Origin of the sequence: Desulfotomaculum sp. (assembly GCA_003513005.1) — a bacterium.
Taxonomy (GTDB): domain Bacteria; phylum Bacillota; class Desulfotomaculia; order Desulfotomaculales; family Nap2-2B; genus 46-80.
This window is the reverse complement of the sequence record DOTD01000030.1, coordinates 43,638-60,641: the sequence shown is the minus strand read 5'-3', so window position 1 is coordinate 60,641 and position 17,004 is coordinate 43,638. Positions and strand designations below refer to the sequence as shown.

Annotated in this window: 25 protein-coding genes; all 25 read left to right on the top strand. The window is 45.7% G+C overall.

Annotated elements, in window-relative coordinates:
• Window positions 1-60 precede the first annotated feature (60 nt).
• The 25 genes from DEH07_02985 (at window position 61) to DEH07_02865 (ending at window position 16,909) form a co-directional block, all read left to right on the top strand.
• Entirely contained in the window at window positions 61-3,516 is a 3,456-nt protein-coding gene (locus tag DEH07_02985) for a DNA-directed RNA polymerase subunit beta' (GenBank protein HBY03506.1), read from the top strand.
• A 118-nt stretch (window positions 3,517-3,634) separates the two neighbouring features.
• Window positions 3,635-3,886, top strand: coding sequence for a 50S ribosomal protein L7Ae-like protein (locus DEH07_02980; protein HBY03505.1), 252 nt, complete (start codon window positions 3,635-3,637; stop codon window positions 3,884-3,886).
• A gap of 25 nt (window positions 3,887-3,911) precedes the next feature.
• Complete coding sequence (locus DEH07_02975; GenBank protein HBY03504.1) at window positions 3,912-4,286, top strand: 30S ribosomal protein S12; 375 nt, start codon at window positions 3,912-3,914, stop codon at window positions 4,284-4,286.
• A 53-nt stretch (window positions 4,287-4,339) separates the two neighbouring features.
• Entirely contained in the window at window positions 4,340-4,810 is a 471-nt protein-coding gene (locus DEH07_02970) for a 30S ribosomal protein S7 (GenBank protein HBY03503.1), read from the top strand.
• Between the two features lie 14 nt (window positions 4,811-4,824).
• Window positions 4,825-6,918, top strand: coding sequence for an elongation factor G (fusA, locus tag DEH07_02965; GenBank protein ID HBY03502.1), 2,094 nt, complete (start codon window positions 4,825-4,827; stop codon window positions 6,916-6,918).
• 99 nt (window positions 6,919-7,017) lie between these two features.
• Window positions 7,018-8,220 (top strand): elongation factor Tu, encoded by a 1,203-nt coding sequence (tuf, locus tag DEH07_02960; GenBank protein ID HBY03501.1) that lies wholly within the window; start codon window positions 7,018-7,020, stop codon window positions 8,218-8,220.
• A 51-nt stretch (window positions 8,221-8,271) separates the two neighbouring features.
• On the top strand, window positions 8,272-8,580 hold the full coding sequence (locus tag DEH07_02955; GenBank protein HBY03500.1) for a 30S ribosomal protein S10: 309 nt from the start codon (window positions 8,272-8,274) through the stop codon (window positions 8,578-8,580).
• Between the two features lie 43 nt (window positions 8,581-8,623).
• Window positions 8,624-9,256, top strand: a complete 633-nt coding sequence (locus DEH07_02950) for a 50S ribosomal protein L3 (protein ID HBY03499.1) — start codon at window positions 8,624-8,626, stop codon at window positions 9,254-9,256.
• Window positions 9,257-9,270: 14 nt separating this feature from the next.
• Window positions 9,271-9,909, top strand: a complete 639-nt coding sequence (locus DEH07_02945) for a 50S ribosomal protein L4 (GenBank protein HBY03498.1) — start codon at window positions 9,271-9,273, stop codon at window positions 9,907-9,909.
• Window positions 9,893-10,174: a 50S ribosomal protein L23 gene (locus DEH07_02940; GenBank protein ID HBY03497.1), complete on the top strand. Its 282-nt coding sequence runs from the start codon at window positions 9,893-9,895 to the stop codon at window positions 10,172-10,174. Before DEH07_02945 ends, DEH07_02940 begins: the two co-directional genes overlap by 17 nt.
• A gap of 20 nt (window positions 10,175-10,194) precedes the next feature.
• The gene (locus DEH07_02935; protein ID HBY03496.1) at window positions 10,195-11,019 is read left to right on the top strand and encodes a 50S ribosomal protein L2; all 825 of its coding nucleotides are present in this window, start codon (window positions 10,195-10,197) and stop codon (window positions 11,017-11,019) included.
• A 40-nt stretch (window positions 11,020-11,059) separates the two neighbouring features.
• On the top strand, window positions 11,060-11,344 hold the full coding sequence (locus tag DEH07_02930) for a 30S ribosomal protein S19 (protein HBY03495.1): 285 nt from the start codon (window positions 11,060-11,062) through the stop codon (window positions 11,342-11,344).
• A gap of 19 nt (window positions 11,345-11,363) precedes the next feature.
• A complete protein-coding gene (locus DEH07_02925; GenBank protein ID HBY03494.1) occupies window positions 11,364-11,705 on the top strand; it encodes a 50S ribosomal protein L22 in 342 nt (113 codons plus the stop codon).
• Window positions 11,706-11,717: 12 nt separating this feature from the next.
• A complete protein-coding gene (locus DEH07_02920; GenBank protein ID HBY03493.1) occupies window positions 11,718-12,386 on the top strand; it encodes a 30S ribosomal protein S3 in 669 nt (222 codons plus the stop codon).
• Complete coding sequence (locus tag DEH07_02915) at window positions 12,386-12,817, top strand: 50S ribosomal protein L16 (GenBank protein ID HBY03492.1); 432 nt, start codon at window positions 12,386-12,388, stop codon at window positions 12,815-12,817. The genes DEH07_02920 and DEH07_02915 overlap by 1 nt, the downstream gene beginning before the upstream one ends.
• Entirely contained in the window at window positions 12,807-13,010 is a 204-nt protein-coding gene (locus DEH07_02910; GenBank protein ID HBY03491.1) for a 50S ribosomal protein L29, read from the top strand. Before DEH07_02915 ends, DEH07_02910 begins: the two co-directional genes overlap by 11 nt.
• A gap of 81 nt (window positions 13,011-13,091) precedes the next feature.
• Entirely contained in the window at window positions 13,092-13,301 is a 210-nt protein-coding gene (locus DEH07_02905) for a 30S ribosomal protein S17 (protein ID HBY03490.1), read from the top strand.
• A 19-nt stretch (window positions 13,302-13,320) separates the two neighbouring features.
• Entirely contained in the window at window positions 13,321-13,689 is a 369-nt protein-coding gene (locus DEH07_02900; protein ID HBY03489.1) for a 50S ribosomal protein L14, read from the top strand.
• An 84-nt stretch (window positions 13,690-13,773) separates the two neighbouring features.
• Entirely contained in the window at window positions 13,774-14,094 is a 321-nt protein-coding gene (locus tag DEH07_02895) for a 50S ribosomal protein L24 (protein ID HBY03488.1), read from the top strand.
• Between the two features lie 36 nt (window positions 14,095-14,130).
• A complete protein-coding gene (locus DEH07_02890; GenBank protein ID HBY03487.1) occupies window positions 14,131-14,706 on the top strand; it encodes a 50S ribosomal protein L5 in 576 nt (191 codons plus the stop codon).
• Between the two features lie 60 nt (window positions 14,707-14,766).
• Window positions 14,767-14,952 carry a type Z 30S ribosomal protein S14 gene (locus tag DEH07_02885; protein HBY03486.1) on the top strand — a complete coding sequence of 62 codons (186 nt, stop codon included), beginning with the start codon at window positions 14,767-14,769 and terminating at the stop codon, window positions 14,950-14,952.
• Between the two features lie 17 nt (window positions 14,953-14,969).
• The gene (locus DEH07_02880; GenBank protein ID HBY03485.1) at window positions 14,970-15,368 is read left to right on the top strand and encodes a 30S ribosomal protein S8; all 399 of its coding nucleotides are present in this window, start codon (window positions 14,970-14,972) and stop codon (window positions 15,366-15,368) included.
• A 25-nt stretch (window positions 15,369-15,393) separates the two neighbouring features.
• Entirely contained in the window at window positions 15,394-15,942 is a 549-nt protein-coding gene (locus DEH07_02875) for a 50S ribosomal protein L6 (GenBank protein HBY03484.1), read from the top strand.
• A gap of 32 nt (window positions 15,943-15,974) precedes the next feature.
• Window positions 15,975-16,343, top strand: coding sequence for a 50S ribosomal protein L18 (locus DEH07_02870; protein HBY03483.1), 369 nt, complete (start codon window positions 15,975-15,977; stop codon window positions 16,341-16,343).
• Window positions 16,344-16,369: 26 nt separating this feature from the next.
• Window positions 16,370-16,909, top strand: a complete 540-nt coding sequence (locus tag DEH07_02865) for a 30S ribosomal protein S5 (protein HBY03482.1) — start codon at window positions 16,370-16,372, stop codon at window positions 16,907-16,909.
• The last annotated feature ends 95 nt before the right edge of the window (window positions 16,910-17,004 follow it).

Below are 17,004 nucleotides of genomic sequence, written 5' to 3'. Positions count from 1 at the left end.
GCAGCATCTTCAGGTTTTAATCCCGGAAACGCATTTAAAATACTGAAAGGAGCAGACTCCTTGTTGGACTTAAACGACTTCGATCGCATTAGAATTGGTTTAGCGTCACCCGAACAAATCCGCCAGTGGTCGAGCGGGGAAGTAAAAAAACCGGAAACAATAAACTACCGGACTCTCAAACCGGAGAGAGATGGATTATTCTGTGAAAGAATTTTCGGTCCCACCCGGGACTGGGAGTGCCATTGCGGTAAATATAAACGCGTCCGTTATAAGGGCGTCGTTTGTGACAGGTGCGGCGTTGAAGTCACCCGTTCAAAAGTTCGCCGTGAGCGGCTGGGTCATATCGAACTGGCTGCGCCTGTGTCCCACATTTGGTATTTTAAAGGTATTCCGAGCCGGATGGGTTTATTACTGGATATTTCACCACGGGCGCTTGAGAAAGTGTTGTACTTTGCTTCATATATTGTCATTCATTCCGGAGGAACCCCGTTGCTGAAAAAACAACTGCTCACCGAAACTGAATTCCGGGAGAACCGTGAGAGATACGGAAATACTTTCCGGGCTTATATGGGAGCGGAGGCTGTCAAGCTATTACTGGAAGAAATTGATCTGGAGGAGTTAGATGACGAATTAAGAAAGGAACTCAGGGAAGTTTCCGGGCAGCGAAAGATCAGGGCCATTCGCCGGCTGGAAGTTGTCGAAGCATTTCGCAAATCGGAAAACCGGCCGGAATGGATGATCCTCGACGTGGTTCCAGTTATTCCGCCTGAACTCCGTCCCATGGTCCAGCTTGACGGCGGGCGTTTTGCCACTTCGGACTTAAATGATCTGTACAGACGGGTGATTAACCGCAACAACCGGCTCAAGCGGCTGCTTGAGCTTGGAGCGCCGGATATTATTGTCCGCAATGAAAAACGTATGCTGCAGGAAGCCGTTGACGCATTAATAGACAACGGCCGCCGCGGCAGGCCTGTCACAGGCCCGGGAAACCGCCCCTTGAAGTCGTTAAGCGATATGCTGAAAGGAAAACAAGGCCGTTTCCGCCAGAACCTTTTAGGAAAACGTGTTGATTATTCAGGGCGATCCGTTATTGTTGTAGGTCCCAGTCTTCAACTACACCAGTGCGGCCTGCCGAAAGAAATGGCTTTGGAGCTGTTTAAACCCTTTGTGATGAAAAAACTGGTCAGTAAGGGCTATGCGCATAATGTCAAGAGCGCAAAAAGAATGGTGGAAAGGGTTAAGCCTGAAGTTTGGGATGTCTTGGAAGATGTTATCAAGGAGCACCCTGTTCTGTTAAACCGTGCTCCTACACTTCACCGCCTGGGAATCCAGTCTTTTGAACCGGTTCTTGTGGAAGGACGGGCAATTCAAATTCATCCTTTGGTCTGCGCTGCATATAACGCGGATTTTGATGGTGATCAGATGGCGGTGCACGTCCCGCTTTCCTCAGAAGCGCAGGCGGAGGCCAGGCTTTTAATGCTTGCAGCTCATAATATATTAAACCCCAAGGACGGCCGGCCGGTTGCCGTACCGACTCAGGATATGGTCCTGGGATGTTATTACCTTACGGAGGAAAAGCCCGGAGCCCTGGGGGAAAATATGATTTTTAAAGATAAAGATGAAGCTGTAATGGCATATTATAACGAGGTGGCCGGTTTACAGGCGAGGGTTAAGGTGCGCCAAAAGAAAGGCGTTTACCTGGAAACAACTGTCGGAAGACTGATTTTTAACGAGGCAATTCCAGAGGAACTGGGCTATCAGAACCAGACTATGGATAAAAAAAGCTTGAGCAAACTGGTTGACCTTAGTTACCGTAAATTGGGGTTTGGAGCAACAACATCATTGCTGGATGGGATTAAAAAAATCGGATTTCGTTTCGCAACCAAGGCAGGAGTTACGATCAGTATCTCTGATCTGACCATACCAAAAGAGAAAGTAAACGTTTTGAAAAATGCTGATGAGCAGATTGAAGTCATTGAGCAGCAGTTTCGCCGGGGCTTGATTACAGAGGATGAACGTTACCGTAAGGTAATCAGCGTTTGGAACGAAAGTACAGAAAAAGTTACCAAAGCCTTGGTTGACAACCTCGGCAGATTCAACCCGGTATACATGATGGCCAATTCCGGAGCCCGCGGTAATATTCAGCAGATCAGACAGTTGGCCGGGATGCGCGGTTTAATGGCCGATCCCTCCGGGCGGATTATTGATATGCCGATTAAAGCAAATTTCAGGGAAGGCCTGACCGTATTGGAATACTTTATTTCAACGCATGGCGCCCGCAAGGGACTGGCCGATACGGCCCTGCGGACTGCGGATTCCGGATACCTGACCAGGCGTCTTGTTGATGTTGCTCAGGATGTAATTGTACGTGAAGATAACTGTCATACGGATCAGTGTATCGAAGTAGAGGAAATCAAGGACGGCACTGAAGTTATTGAACTGTTGGAAAACCGTATTGAAGGAAGAATTGCCTCGGCCGATATAATTGATCCTCAAACCGGTGAAATGATCGTCCGGCGCGACGAGGAGATTAATTGGGAAAAAGCAGAACAAATCGTTGGGGCAGGGATAAAAAGAGTAAAGATCAGGTCGGTTCTAACCTGCAAGTCGCGTTATGGTGTTTGTATAAAATGCTACGGACGAAACCTTGCTACCGGGTCGCCTGTTGATATAGGGGAAGCAGTCGGCATTATTGCGGCGCAGTCCATCGGCGAACCCGGAACACAGCTAACCATGAGGACGTTCCACACCGGGGGCGTTGCCGGAGAGGATATTACCCAGGGACTTCCGCGGGTTGAAGAGCTTTTTGAGGCACGCCGCCCAAAAGGCCAGTCAATCATTGCTGAAATAGACGGTTTTGTAGAAATCCAGGATAATAAAGAACGCAAAGAAGTTATAATTACTTCAAAAGACGGTGAGAGAAGAAACTACCCTGTACCTTATGGAGCGCGTATCAAAGTTGACAGTGACAAAGAGGTAGGCATAGGAGATGAACTTACTGATGGTTCAATAAACCCGCACGACCTGTTAAGGGTAAAGAACGCACAGGGTGTACAGCTGTATCTGCTCCAAGAGGTACAAAGGGTGTACCGTTTACAGGGAGTAGAAATAAACGACAAGCATATCGAAGTAATGATCCGGCAGATGCTTCGCAAGGTAAAGCTGGAAGATGCGGGAGACACGGAACTGCTGCCGGGGGGTATAATCGATATTTTTGAATTAGAAGAAGAGAATCAGCGCATTACAGCTCTTGGCGGCAGGGAAGCTACAGCAAGGCCGATGCTTTTGGGAATAACAAAGGCGTCTTTAGCGACAGATTCTTTCCTCTCGGCGGCTTCTTTCCAGGAGACAACCCGGGTGCTTACAGAAGCGGCAATCAAGGGCAGGCTGGATCCGCTGCTGGGGCTAAAGGAAAACGTCATTATCGGCAAACTGGTTCCTGCCGGCACGGGGATGAGCCGTTACCGGCATATAAAGGTACTGGATGAGCCTGACCACGATATAACAAATAGCTAGGGATGCTTTTGAATTTTAATCATCTGCTGTTGACAACATGTGCATCTGGTGATAACATATTCAAGTGTCTTTTGATTCCTGTGTTTTTATCAGGTGTCAATGGAGGTTTTTGGTTTTTATGTCTTTAATAGATCTTCAACAGGCTCAAAAAAAAACAGTAGGTTCTAAGCAAACACTAAAAGCTATTAAACGGGGACAGGTAAAAGTTGTATATATTGCCCTCGACGCCGAGAAACAAGTTACCCAGGTCATTTTACAGGTCTGCCAAAGCCAGGGTATACCGGTTGTAGAAATTGAAACAATGTATAATCTTGGCAGGATCTGCGGCATAGAAGTGGGATGCGCAGTGGCAGCCATTTTAGACTCATAAGCGCAAAAAAGAGGAGGGGCATGATGTGCCGACAATCAGTCAGCTTATACGCAGGGGGAGAGAGGAAGTTCTTGAAAAGTCCTCTGCTCCTGCTTTAAAAGAATGCCCGCAAAAAAGAGGAGTCTGCACCAGGGTTTATACCACAACTCCTAAAAAGCCCAATTCAGCGTTGCGGAAAGTAGCGCGTGTCAGGTTGGTAAATGGAATTGAGGTAACGTCATACATACCGGGGATTGGGCATAACCTTCAGGAGCACTCTGTGGTTTTGGTCCGGGGGGGTCGCGTAAAGGATCTTCCTGGTGTGAGATACCATGTTGTGCGCGGGACTCTTGATTCAGCGGGGGTTCAAAATCGTAACCGCAGCCGTTCAAAGTATGGGACCAAGCGGCCTAAAAAATAAAATAATTTAAAATATATATTTACAAAATATATACAAAGCAAAGGAGGGGAAGGATGCCTAGAAGGGGTAATGTTTCCAGGAAGGACGTGGCGCCAGATCCCGTCTATAGCAGCAAAACTGTAGCAAAATTGATCAACCAGATTATGTTGAAAGGCAAAAAGAGCATAGCGGAAGGTATTTGTTACGGTGCTTTTGATATTATTCAGCAAAAGGCGGGGAAAAGCCCACTTTCAGTCTTTGAAAGCGCAATGAAGAATGTAATGCCAATTCTGGAGGTCAAGGCCCGCCGTGTAGGAGGCGCCAACTACCAGGTTCCCATAGAGGTTCGGCCCGAACGCAGGCAAACTTTAGCCATCCGTTGGATCACAAAGTTTGCGCGGGATCGAAGCGGAAAAAGCATGGAGGAAAAACTGGCCCAGGAAATAATGGATGCTGCAAACAATACCGGGGCTTCTGCAAAAAAGAGAGAAGATACGCACAAAATGGCAGAAGCGAACAGGGCATTTGCCCATTATAGATGGTAAACGGAGGTACTATGGTGGCACGGCAATTTCCATTAGAAAAGACGCGCAACATTGGCATCATGGCCCATATTGACGCCGGTAAGACCACCACTACCGAACGTATGCTTTTTTATTCCGGCAGGTTACATAGAATGGGAGAGGTTCATGACGGTTCTTCCACGATGGACTGGATGGTTCAGGAGCAGGAAAGGGGTATTACAATTACTTCAGCCGCCACTACCTGTCAATGGAAGGGATTTTGTATCAACATTATCGACACGCCAGGACACGTTGACTTTACGGTCGAGGTAGAACGGTCACTGAGGATATTAGATGGTTCGGTAGCTATTTTCTGTTCTGTAGGTGGTGTCGAGCCGCAATCAGAAACCGTCTGGAGGCAGGCGGACAAATATGGCGTCCCGCGGATAGCATACATTAACAAGATGGACCGTATTGGCGCTGATTTTTTTCAATCGCTTGCCATGATTAAGGAACGTTTAGGAGCAAATCCTATTGCTATTCAACTGCCTATCGGAAGCGAAGAGAATTTTGTTGGTGTGGTTGACCTGATTAGAAATAAGACATTGAGATTTGTTGATGATCTTGGAACGAGGATAGAAGAAGCGGATATTCCGGCCGATCTGGCTGATCTGGCTGCGGAATACCGTGAAAAATTAATTGAGATTATCGCCGAACAAGATGAGGAATTAATGCTCAAGTATCTTGAAGGTGATGAATTAGACGAGGAAGATATTAAAGAAAGCATACGTAAAGCTACTATTTCAGTTAAAATGGTTCCTGTTCTTTGCGGTTCTTCCTTTAAGAACAAAGGTGTACAGCAACTTTTAGATGCTATTGTGGATTTTCTCCCCGCTCCTATTAATTTGCCTCCCATTAAAGGAATTGTTCCCGGAACCGGGCAGGAAGAGAAACGGATGTCAAGTGATGATGAACCCTTTTCTGCTCTGGCTTTCAAGATTATGACAGATCCATATGTTGGCAAGCTTACATTTATAAGGGTTTATTCAGGAAAACTAACTAATGGTTCTTATGTCTATAATTCTACAAAGGACCAGCGGGAAAGAATTGGCCGGATTCTGCGTATGCATGCCAATCACAGAGAAGATGTCAACGAAATTTATGCCGGCGACATTGTTGCAGTTATTGGTTTAAGGAAAACAACTACAGGTGATACTCTTTGCTATGAGCAGAGTCCTATCTTGCTTGAATCAATGGAGTTTCCCGAACCGGTTATCTCAGTAGCCATTGAACCCAGGACGGTTGCTGATCAGGACAAGATGGGCGCAGCTCTGGTTAAGTTGGCAGAAGAAGATCCCACATTTAAAATCCACACAAATGGCGAGACAGGCCAGATTATTATCTCGGGTATGGGTGAATTGCATCTGGAAATTATCATTGACCGGCTGTTGCGTGAATTTAAAGTGGAAGCAAACGTTGGCCGTCCGCAGGTTGCATACAAAGAAACGGTTTTAGCAATCGGCAAAGCTGAAGGAAAGTACATCCGCCAAACTGGGGGACGGGGACAATACGGACATGTAATTCTGGAAGTAGAACCATCAGAACGCGGGGCGGGCTTTGAATTTGTTAACAAGATTGTAGGAGGCGTAATTCCCAAGGAATACATACCTGCTGTAGAGTCAGGAATTAAAGAAGCTTTGGAGAACGGAGTTTTAGCCAGTTTTCCATTAACGGATCTTAAGGCAACCCTGCTTGACGGGAGTTACCACGAGGTCGATTCTTCTGATGTTGCCTTTAAAATTGCAGCATCAATAGGTTTTAAAAGCGCAGTTCAAAAAGCCAAACCTATACTTTTAGAACCTGTTATAAAAATCGAGGTGGTGGTCTTGGAAGAGTATGTCGGTGACGTAATAGGAGATCTAAACGCCCGTCGGGGTCAGATAGAAGAGGTGGAATCCAGGGGTACAGCAAGAATAGTCCGGGGAAGCGTTCCATTGGCTGAAATGTTTGGGTATGCAACCGCCCTTCGTTCACGTACTCAAGGGCGGGGGACATATACAATGCAGTTCAGCCATTATGGTGAGGCGCCATTGCAACTGGCGGAAGAAATTGTTGCCCGGCGCGGCGGCAGTATAAAAAATTTATATTAAACAAGTTTGTCCATTAAAAAAAGGCGGGGCAGAGTTTTTTCATCAAGCAAGAAATGGCGTACGCATGTAATCTTTAATATTTTTAAGGAGGAGTATTTTATGGCAAAAGCAAAATTCCAGCGAACAAAGCCTCATGTAAACATTGGAACGATTGGTCACGTCGATCATGGCAAAACGACTTTGACTTCCGCTATTACAACGGTACTTGCAACAGTTGGAAGGGCGACGGTAAAGAAATATGAAGATATAGACAACGCGCCGGAAGAAAAGGAACGGGGATTGACAATTAATACAGCCCACGTGGAATACGAGACTGATAACAGGCATTATGCCCATGTTGACTGCCCCGGTCACGCTGACTACATCAAAAACATGATCACTGGCGCTGCACAGATGGATGGCGCAATTCTTGTTGTTTCAGCGGCAGACGGCCCAATGCCCCAGACACGTGAGCATATTATTTTAGCCAGACAGGTTAACGTACCGTATATTGTTGTTTACATGAACAAATCCGACATGGTAGACGATCCCGAACTTCTCGAACTCGTTGAACTTGAAGTGAGGGAATTGCTGTCAAGCTATGAATTCCCCGGCGATGAAACACCTATAATAATTGGTTCCGCCTTAAAGGCAGGGGAATGTGGCTGCGGCAAGCCTGATTGTGAATGGTGCAAATCAATCTGGGAACTGTTGGCAGCAGTTGATAAATACGTTCCTACCCCTGAACGGGATATTGATAAACCTTTCTTGATGCCTGTTGAGGATGTATTTACAATTACCGGCCGTGGCACTGTAGCAACTGGACGTGTGGACCGGGGAGCTATTAAAGTCGGCGAAGAGGTAGAAATTGTAGGCTTAATGGACAAACCCCGCAAAACAGTCGTAACCGGTGTGGAAATGTTCCGCAAGATCTTGGATCGTGGTGAGGCGGGAGATAACATAGGATGCCTGCTGCGCGGTGTAGAACGTAAAGATGTCGAGCGGGGACAGGTATTGGCAAAACCGGGAAGCATTAAGCCTCATACTCATTTTAACGCCGAAGTTTATGTTCTGACCAAGGAGGAAGGCGGGCGCCATACGCCATTTTTCAACGGTTACCGGCCGCAGTTTTACTTCCGCACAACGGATGTTACGGGAGTAGTCACTCTGCCGGAAGAAGTTGAGATGGTTATGCCCGGCGACCATATTCACCTGGCGATTAAACTGATTACACCTGTTGCTATCGAGGAAAATTCGCATTTTGCAATTCGGGAAGGCGGCCGTACAGTTGGCGCCGGGGTAGTAACCTCTATTATTGAATAGTTTATTCCGGTACTGTGTAAGCTGGTTTCTTCTCCGAAGAAGGAGGAAGAGATGAATAACCAAAAAATAAGGATCCGTCTTAAGGCATATGATCACAATACTTTAGATCAGTCGGCTCAAAAAATTGTGGAAACAGCAAAGAGGACAGGCGCCAGCGTAGCCGGCCCCATTCCTTTGCCGACAGAGAAGAATATTTACACCATATTGCGTTCTCCCCACAAAGATAAGGACTCAAGGGAGCAATTTGAAATGCGAACCCACAAGCGTTTGGTCGATATTCTTGATCCTACTCCCAAGACGGTAGACGCGCTGATGCGCTTGGACCTGCCGGCCGGTGTGGATATTGAGATAAAGCTTTAAGGCAGCAAAGGCAGACGAATTATAGTAGGGAGGCTTGTTTCTCATGCCTGGAGGAATCTTGGGCAGAAAGGTTGGAATGACACAGGTTTTCACCGGTGAAGGTGTAACTATTCCGGTTACTCTTATTAAAGCGGGTCCCTGTGTTGTTGTTCAAAGAAAGACACCCGAGCATGATGGTTACAGCGCCATACAGCTTGGTTTCGAAGAAAAAAAAGAGTATAGGTTTAATAAACCCTTAAAAGGGCACTTTGAGAAGGCGGGTTTAAAACCTTTAAATGTACTTAGAGAATTCCGTGTACCGGACAGTGGTCTTTACCAGATTGGTGAAGAAATTAAAGCCGATCTTTTTAAAGTTGGGGAATTAGTCAATGTTGTAGGCATCTCTAAAGGACACGGCTTTGCAGGCGGTATCAAAAGGCACGGTTTCCACCGCGGCCCGATGGCCCACGGATCAAAGTACCACCGTAGGCCGGGATCACTTGCCGCCAAGGGGCCGGCACGCGTATTTAAAGGCAGAAGGCTCCCTGGTCATTACGGCACGGACAGAGTTACAGCACAAAACCTCGAAATAGTACGAGTTGACGCAGAACGCAACTTATTGGCTGTCAAAGGGGCCGTACCCGGGTTCAGGGGCAGTCTGGTAATGGTCAAAAACAGCGTCCCGGCTCGATCATAGGGAGGGGTAATTTAATGCCCGAAGTTTCAATGTACAATGTTAACGGCAATTTACTGGGAAAACTTAATCTAAGTAACCAGGTGTTTGGCGCTCCTGTTAATAGTACAGCTGTGTATGATGCCGTAATCAAGTATCTGGCAGGCGGCAGAAGCGGCACAAGTGATACAAAAACACGCGGTGAGGTTAATGGAGGGGGGCGGAAGCCCTGGCGGCAGAAAGGCACCGGAAGAGCGAGACACGGTAGTATACGTTCACCTATTTGGCGTGGTGGGGGTATAGTTTTTGGCCCGCACCCTCGTGACTATAGCTACACCCTTCCCAGGAAAGTGCGCCGGTTAGCTTTGAAATCCGTACTTTCTTCAAAGGTTATGGAAGATAAAATGATCGTAATTGAAGAACTAAAATTAGAAAAACCCCGGACAAAGGACATAATTAATATTCTGGATAATCTTAAAATATCGGGTGGGGTCCTTCTGGTTACTGTTTCAAAGGATGAAAACGTATATAAGTCTGCCCGTAATATTTCTGATATTAAAACGGTAACCATAGAAGGTTTGAACATATATGATCTTCTGGTTTATGAAACACTGGTTGTTACTAAAGATGCCCTTGCCGGGATTGAGGAGGCGCTCTTGAATGAAGAACGCGCGTGATATTATTAAGTGGCCTTTAGTTACAGAAAAGAGTTACTCCCTGGCCGAGCAGAGCAAGTATACTTTTGCTGTTGACACGGCGGCAAACAAAATTGAAATAAAAAAAGCGGTTGAAGAACTCTTTAAAGTAAAAGTGCTTAAGGTTAATACTATTAATGTTAAGGGAAAACCGGTTAGAGTACGAAATATTCCAGGTCATAGGCCTGATCGCAAGAAAGCTATTGTAACCCTTAAAGAAGGGGATAAAATTGAGATCTTTAGTTGATCAAAAGGGGTAGAACATAAGTGGCAGTTAAAAAATTTAGACCGACGTCACCGGGGCAAAGGTTTGTTACCGTTTCCGCTTTTTCAGAAATAACCACTGATAAACCTGAAAAATCTCTATTAAAGCCCCTTAAGAGAATTTCCGGCCGAAACGTTTTTGGAAAAATAACTGTGCGGCATCGCGGCGGCGGCCACAAGAAGATGTACAGGATTATTGACTTTAAGAGAAATAAGGATGGGATACCGGCCAGGGTTGCCACTATTGAATACGATCCTAACCGCGCAGCCAGAATTGCATTGCTGAAATACAAAGACGGGGAAAAAAGGTATATCGTGGCGCCTCTTGGCATTGAAGTAGGTATGACTGTTTATTCCGGACCTGACGCAGATATAAAGGTTGGAAATACCCTGCCTTTAAAGGATATACCGCTCGGCACACTTATTCATAATATTGAACTGCATCCGGGCGGCGGCGGGCAGTTGGTCCGTTCAGCAGGGGGATCAGCGCAGTTGATGGCCAAGGAAGGAAGATATGTTCACCTTCGTCTGCCTTCAGGTGAAATGCGTCTTGTTTTGCGGGATTGCAGGGCTACAATTGGTCAGGTTGGTAACATTGAGCATGAGAATATTGTTATTGGTAAAGCCGGTCGATCGCGCTGGTTGGGAACGAGGCCTACTGTACGTGGAGTAGTTATGAATCCCGTAGATCATCCCCACGGTGGCGGTGAAGGCAGATCGCCCATCGGTCGCAACCCTGTTACTCCCTGGGGAAAACCTGCATTAGGAGCGCGGACGCGCAAGAAAAAGCCCAGTGACCGGTTGATCGTCAAAAGGAGAACGAAATAATTATTCAGGTGTCTAAAGCTGTAAAAGGGGGTGCAGGATTATGGGACGTTCATTAAAAAAGGGGCCATACTGCGATGTTAAACTGCTCGGCAAGGTAGAGGGCATGAATGTAAAAGGGGAAAAAAGAGTAATCAAAACCTGGTCGAGAAGGTCAACAATATTTCCGCAGATGATCGGTCATACAATTGCTGTTCATGACGGCCGCAGGCATGTACCTGTATATGTTACCGAAGATATGGTAGGACATAAATTAGGAGAATTTGCTTCTACCCGTCTTTTCAGAGGCCATGGAGCTCACACAGAGCGATCTACAGCACTCAAATAACTTTTAGGGGAGACTTTATATGGAAGCCAAAGCAGTTGCTAAATATATACGGATTTCTCCGGTGAGAGTCCGCGATGTTATCAACCTTATAAGAGGAAAGAATGTTAACGAGGCTCTGGCCATACTGAAATTTACTCCCAATCGCGCATCTGTACCGGTGGCAAAGGTTGTTCGTTCTGCCGCCGCAAATGCCGGGCACAATTATGAGATGAATGAAGATGATTTGTTTGTCTTTGCAGCCTATGTGGATCAGGGACCAACCCTTAAACGTTTCCGGCCCAGGGCTTATGGACGCGCTAACGTCATCCGTAAACGTACCAGTCATATAACAGTAGTTGTGAAGGAGAAGAACTCTATTTAAGGAGGATTTTTTGTGGGTCAGAAAGTACATCCCGAGGGTTTGCGTTTAGGGATTATCAGGGATTGGGACGGTAAATGGTATGCTAACAAAAAGGTTTTTGCCAGTATACTTTACGAAGATGTCAAGGTAAGAAAATTTATTAAAGAGAAACTATATACTGCCGGTGTTTCGCGTGTGCTAATTGAACGGGCGGCAAACCGCATCAGAATAAGTATTTACGCTTCAAGGCCCGGTATAGTGATAGGACGCGGCGGGGCGGAAGTTGAAGTCTTACGTAAAGAATTGGAGACAAAAACAGGAAAACAGGTGCATGTTAACATTGTTGAAATAAAAGTGCCGGAAATAGATGCCCAGTTGGTAGCGGAGAATGTCGCCGCCCAGATAGAAAAAAGGGCGGCCTTTAGGCGGGCTATGAAGCAAGTCGTCCTAAGAGCTATGAAACAGGGCGCTAAAGGTATTAAGGTGGCCTGCAGCGGACGTTTGGCCGGAGCGGAAATTGCAAGGTCTGAGTGGTACAGTGAAGGGAAAGTGCCTTTGCATACATTAAGGGCTGATATAGACTATGGTTTTTGTGAAGCTAAAACTACATATGGCAGAATTGGTATTAAAGTGTGGATCTACAAAGGTGAGGTAATGCCACATAAAAACAAGCCTGCCACTGCTCAGGGGGTTAATATCTGATGTTAATGCCCAAAAGGGTCAAATATCGTAAACAGCACCGTCCTGGTACTAAAGGCAAGGCCATGAGAGGAGCCGAAGTGCAGTTTGGCAGTTACGGGTTGCAGTCACTGGAAGCATTCTGGATAACAAACAGGCAGATCGAGGCTGCACGTATTGCGCTAACCCGTTATATGAAACGTGGCGGCAAAGTGTGGATCAGGATTTTCCCCGATCGTCCGATTACGACTAAACCTGCTGAAACAAGGATGGGCAGCGGTAAGGGGACACCGGAGTACTGGGTGGCGGTTGTTAAACCTGGCAGAATGCTTTTTGAAGTTGATGGAGTAGATGAAGAGACTGCAAAAGAGGCTTTGCGCCTGGCATCTCATAAACTGCCCGTTAAAACTAGGTTTGTGAAGCGCGAGGAGGGAAGTGAGGTTAATGAAAATTAAGGATTTACAGGATTTAACCGATGAGGAATTGGTTAAAAAGCTGGGAGAAACCAAAGACGAGCTGTTTAAATTAAGATTTCAACTGGTCACCAACCAGCTTGATAATCCCAGTAGGATAAAAGAAGTACGCAGAAACATTGCCCACTTGAAAACTGTTCTTCGCGAACGGGAACTGGGTATTCGAACCTTTTAAAAAAAGCATATCCGAGGGGGGTGAGGGTGGTTGGTTAGAAATTTAAGCAAAATCAGAATAGGGCGCGTTGTAAGCAATAAGATGGATAAGACCATTGTGGTTGCCGTAGAGACTTTGGTAAGGCATCCCCTATATCAGCGAACTATCCGGCAGACAAGAAAGTTTAAAGCGCACGATGAGCAGAATACTTGCCGGATTGGAGATAAAGTCCGTATAATGGAAACCCGTCCTTTATCCAAGGATAAAAGATGGCGTGTTGTTGAAGTGTTGGAGAGAGCTGAGCAAGTGTAGTATCAGGGAGGGATCGTAGTTGATTCAAGTCCAGACTATCCTGAAAGCGGCAGATAATACTGGCGCACGACGTCTAATGTGTATAAGGGTTCTTGGTGGCTCGAAAAGGCGTTATGCCAGTTTGGGTGACGAAATTGTAGCTTCTGTAAAAGAAGCCACTCCTGGTGGTGTGGTAAAAAAAGGTGATGTTGTAAAGGCTGTTGTTGTGCGCACAAAGAAGGAAGTCAGGCGTATAGACGGCTCATATATAAAGTTTGATGAAAATGCCGCCGTGATTATCAAAGATGATAAAAGTCCAAAAGGGACAAGGATTTTTGGTCCAGTAGCCAGGGAACTGAGAGAGCGTGATTTTATGAAAATCGTATCTCTGGCCCCTGAAGTCATCTAAAGTTACACAAAGTAAGATTAATAAGAGATTATTTTAATTCAAAGAAAGAAAGTTTTTTGAGAAGTACAAAAAGGAGGTGTGAAAATGCCCCCAGTTCATGTGCGTAAGGGAGATAATGTTTTAATTATTACAGGGAAAGATGCCGGCAAACGGGGAAAAGTGCTGTCTGTGGAACCCAAGAAGAGCAGGGTGATAGTTGAAGGCGTAAATAAAGTCAAACGCCACTCGCGCCCTACCCGGTCCATGCCGCAAGGGGGAATTATGGAAAAGGAAGCCCCGATACATTGTTCAAATGTTATGCTGGTTTGTAATAAATGCAACAAACCGACACGACCCGCCCGGACCATACTGGAAGATGGGAAAAAAGTTCGTGTCTGCAAAAAATGCGGAGAGTCTTTCAGTTAACCGGCTTTGGGAAATGGAACAAGGGGGATAATCTAAATGCCAAGATTGAAGGATAAATATAGCGGCGAAGTAACAAAGGCAATGATTGAAAGGTTCGGTTATTCGAACATAATGCAGGCGCCCAGGTTAGAAAAAGTAGTGATCAATATGGGAGTTAGTGACGCAATCCAAAATAGCAAAGCTTTGGATTCGGCAGTAAGCGACCTGGCGATTATTACAGGGCAACGGCCTGTAGTAACAAAAGCTAAAAAATCAATTGCTGCTTTCAAACTGCGTCAAGGAATGAGGATAGGCTGTAAGGTGACCTTGCGCGGGGACCGTATGTATGAATTTGTAGATAAGTTATTTAGCATAGCGCTTCCCAGAGTAAGAGACTTCCGGGGTGTTTCCCCTGATTCGTTTGACGGGCGAGGAAATTACAGCCTGGGCATTAAAGAACAGCTAATCTTTCCAGAAATTGAATATGACAAAATTGAAAAAATCAGAGGAATGGATATAATTTTTGTTACGACAGCTAAAAGCGATGAAGAAGCAAGGGTTTTCCTGGGCTTGATGGGGATGCCTTTTAAAACAGTTACAGGCCGGCAAAAAATGGACATTGCTTCTGCTTGAGAAAAGTAAAAAGCTTGGAAAGCGAACATGTGATAAATCCCAATTATAAGGAGGGGAATGATGGCAAAAAAGTCTTTAGTTAATAAAGCCATGCTAGAACCAAAGTTCAAGGTGCGCAAATACAATAGATGCATGTTATGTGGTAGGCCCCGTGCTTATATACGCAGGTTCGGTATTTGTAGAATTTGTTTTAGAATGTTGTCTTACAGAGGAGAAATTCCTGGTGTGCGTAAGGCAAGCTGGTAGAAAGGGGGCAGGTTTTCATGGTGATGACGGATCCCGTGGCGGATTTTTTAATCCGGATTAAGAATGCTAATGTAGTATATCATGATAAAGTTGAAGCTCCTGCTTCGAGAGTGAAACAGGCTATTGCCGGTATTTTAAAAGAAGAAGGCCTAATTAGGGATTTCGAATTTATTAATGATGGAAAACAGGGTGTTATAAGGGTATTTATGAAATACGGACCTGAAAAGCAAAGGGTAATTGCAGGAATTAAGAGGATTAGCAAACCCGGATTAAGAGTCTATGCAAGGAAAGATGCAATTCCACGTGTGTTGGGAGGGTTGGGGATAGCAATTATCTCTACTTCCCGGGGTATTATGACAGATAAAAAGGCGCGCAAGCTGGGTTTAGGAGGGGAGGTTATCTGCTACGTCTGGTAGCCTTGAAGGAGGTGAAATTATATAAATGTCGCGTATAGGTAAACAGCCTGTAATGTTGCCTGGAGCCGTAGATGTGCAGGTCGTTGAAAACAGGGTTTCCGTGAAGGGTCCAAAAGGTCAGCTGGTCAGGGATATTCATCCTGATATGGTGATTCGCAAAGAAAGCGATCGTCTTCTAGTAGAAAGACCTTCGGATTCAAAACTGCATAGTTCCTTACATGGGCTAACCCGCACTTTGATAAATAATATGGTCATAGGTGTAACGAACGGATTCGAAAAGACCCTGGAGCTCACTGGTGTCGGTTACCGGGCCAGCAAACAGGGAAATAAACTTGTTCTATTGATGGGATATTCTCACCCCGTTGAAATAGTTCCTGAGGAAGGGCTGGAAATAGATGTTCCTGCGCCGGCCAGGGTTATTGTTAAAGGGATGGATAAAGAGAGGGTCGGCAACCTGGCGGCAAGGATTCGCGCCGTTCGCGAACCAGAACCATACAAAGCAAAAGGGATAAAATACGAAGGAGAAAAAATTAGAAGAAAAGCCGGTAAAGCTGGCGGCAAGGGAAAGAAGTAAGCGCCTGAACAAAGAATTAGGAGGTAAGCAGATTGATTAAAAAAACCAGCCGTGAGAAATTGCGCTGCGAACGCAGATGGCGGGTACGCAGGAAAATAAAGGGCGTCACTTCCCGGCCGAGGCTTAATGTTTTCCGCAGCCTGAATCATATATATGCCAACATAATTGATGATGACCAGGGGATGACGATGATTTCTGTTTCATCTATTTCGCCTGAGTTAAGGAATGACTTAAAAAGCGGCGGGAATACATCAGGCGCTGCCGCGGTTGGAAAATTAGTGGCTCAAAAAGCAATCCAGGCAGGAGTAAAAAAAGTAGTCTTTGACAGGGCCGGTTATTTGTATCATGGCCGTATAAAGGCACTAGCTGAAGCCGCAAGAGAAAGCGGTTTGGAATTTTAAAATTTGAATATTAAGGAGGGGGATGGGTGTCAAGAATTGATGCCAATAAACTGGAGTTAAGTGAGAAAGTGGTTTATGTCAACCGTGTTGCCAAGGTTGTCAAAGGAGGCCGTCGTTTTAGCTTCTCAGCCCTTGTTGTTGTTGGTGACAGCGATGGTCATGTAGGCGCAGGATTGGGCAAGGCTGGGGAGGTTCCCGAGGCCATTCGCAAGGGGATTGAAGATGCCAAAAAAAATATGATTAAAGTTCCTGTCATTGGTACTACTATTCCTCATGAGGTAGTAGGGATTTTCGGGGCGGGAAAAGTGCTTCTAAAACCCGCGGCGCCTGGGACGGGAGTCATTGCAGGTGGACCAGTCCGGGCTATTTTGGAATTGGCCGGTGTTCGAGACATTTTAACCAAATCTTTAGGTTCGAATAACGCAAACAATGTAGTTCACGCTACAGTGAAGGCTTTGAAAGGACTTAAAACGCCTGCTGAAGTGGCTCAATTGCGTGGTAAGCAGCAAGAGGATCTTAATTGGAAAGGATATGGAGAACAGGCCGCTTTCACGACAGCGACATAAAACACTATACGCGGTTTCTAATTTTGAAAAAAAGCCCTTAAACAATGGGATAAAGATAAAATATAGTTTTTTGTATTAGTGGTGGGGAGGTGTTA

Coding starts and splice junctions, on each gene's coding strand:
- DEH07_02930 (HBY03495.1), top strand. CDS start 11,060: ATGGGACGTTCATTAAAAAAGGGGCCATACTGCGATGTTAAACTGCTC.
- DEH07_02950 (HBY03499.1), top strand. CDS start 8,624: ATGCCTGGAGGAATCTTGGGCAGAAAGGTTGGAATGACACAGGTTTTC.
- DEH07_02940 (HBY03497.1), top strand. CDS start 9,893: ATGAAGAACGCGCGTGATATTATTAAGTGGCCTTTAGTTACAGAAAAG.
- DEH07_02890 (HBY03487.1), top strand. CDS start 14,131: ATGCCAAGATTGAAGGATAAATATAGCGGCGAAGTAACAAAGGCAATG.
- DEH07_02915 (HBY03492.1), top strand. CDS start 12,386: ATGTTAATGCCCAAAAGGGTCAAATATCGTAAACAGCACCGTCCTGGT.
- DEH07_02880 (HBY03485.1), top strand. CDS start 14,970: ATGGTGATGACGGATCCCGTGGCGGATTTTTTAATCCGGATTAAGAAT.
- DEH07_02970 (HBY03503.1), top strand. CDS start 4,340: ATGCCTAGAAGGGGTAATGTTTCCAGGAAGGACGTGGCGCCAGATCCC.
- DEH07_02955 (HBY03500.1), top strand. CDS start 8,272: ATGAATAACCAAAAAATAAGGATCCGTCTTAAGGCATATGATCACAAT.
- DEH07_02895 (HBY03488.1), top strand. CDS start 13,774: ATGCCCCCAGTTCATGTGCGTAAGGGAGATAATGTTTTAATTATTACA.
- DEH07_02945 (HBY03498.1), top strand. CDS start 9,271: ATGCCCGAAGTTTCAATGTACAATGTTAACGGCAATTTACTGGGAAAA.
- DEH07_02980 (HBY03505.1), top strand. CDS start 3,635: ATGTCTTTAATAGATCTTCAACAGGCTCAAAAAAAAACAGTAGGTTCT.
- tuf (HBY03501.1), top strand. CDS start 7,018: ATGGCAAAAGCAAAATTCCAGCGAACAAAGCCTCATGTAAACATTGGA.
- DEH07_02885 (HBY03486.1), top strand. CDS start 14,767: ATGGCAAAAAAGTCTTTAGTTAATAAAGCCATGCTAGAACCAAAGTTC.
- DEH07_02875 (HBY03484.1), top strand. CDS start 15,394: ATGTCGCGTATAGGTAAACAGCCTGTAATGTTGCCTGGAGCCGTAGAT.
- DEH07_02910 (HBY03491.1), top strand. CDS start 12,807: ATGAAAATTAAGGATTTACAGGATTTAACCGATGAGGAATTGGTTAAA.
- DEH07_02925 (HBY03494.1), top strand. CDS start 11,364: ATGGAAGCCAAAGCAGTTGCTAAATATATACGGATTTCTCCGGTGAGA.
- DEH07_02905 (HBY03490.1), top strand. CDS start 13,092: ATGGATAAGACCATTGTGGTTGCCGTAGAGACTTTGGTAAGGCATCCC.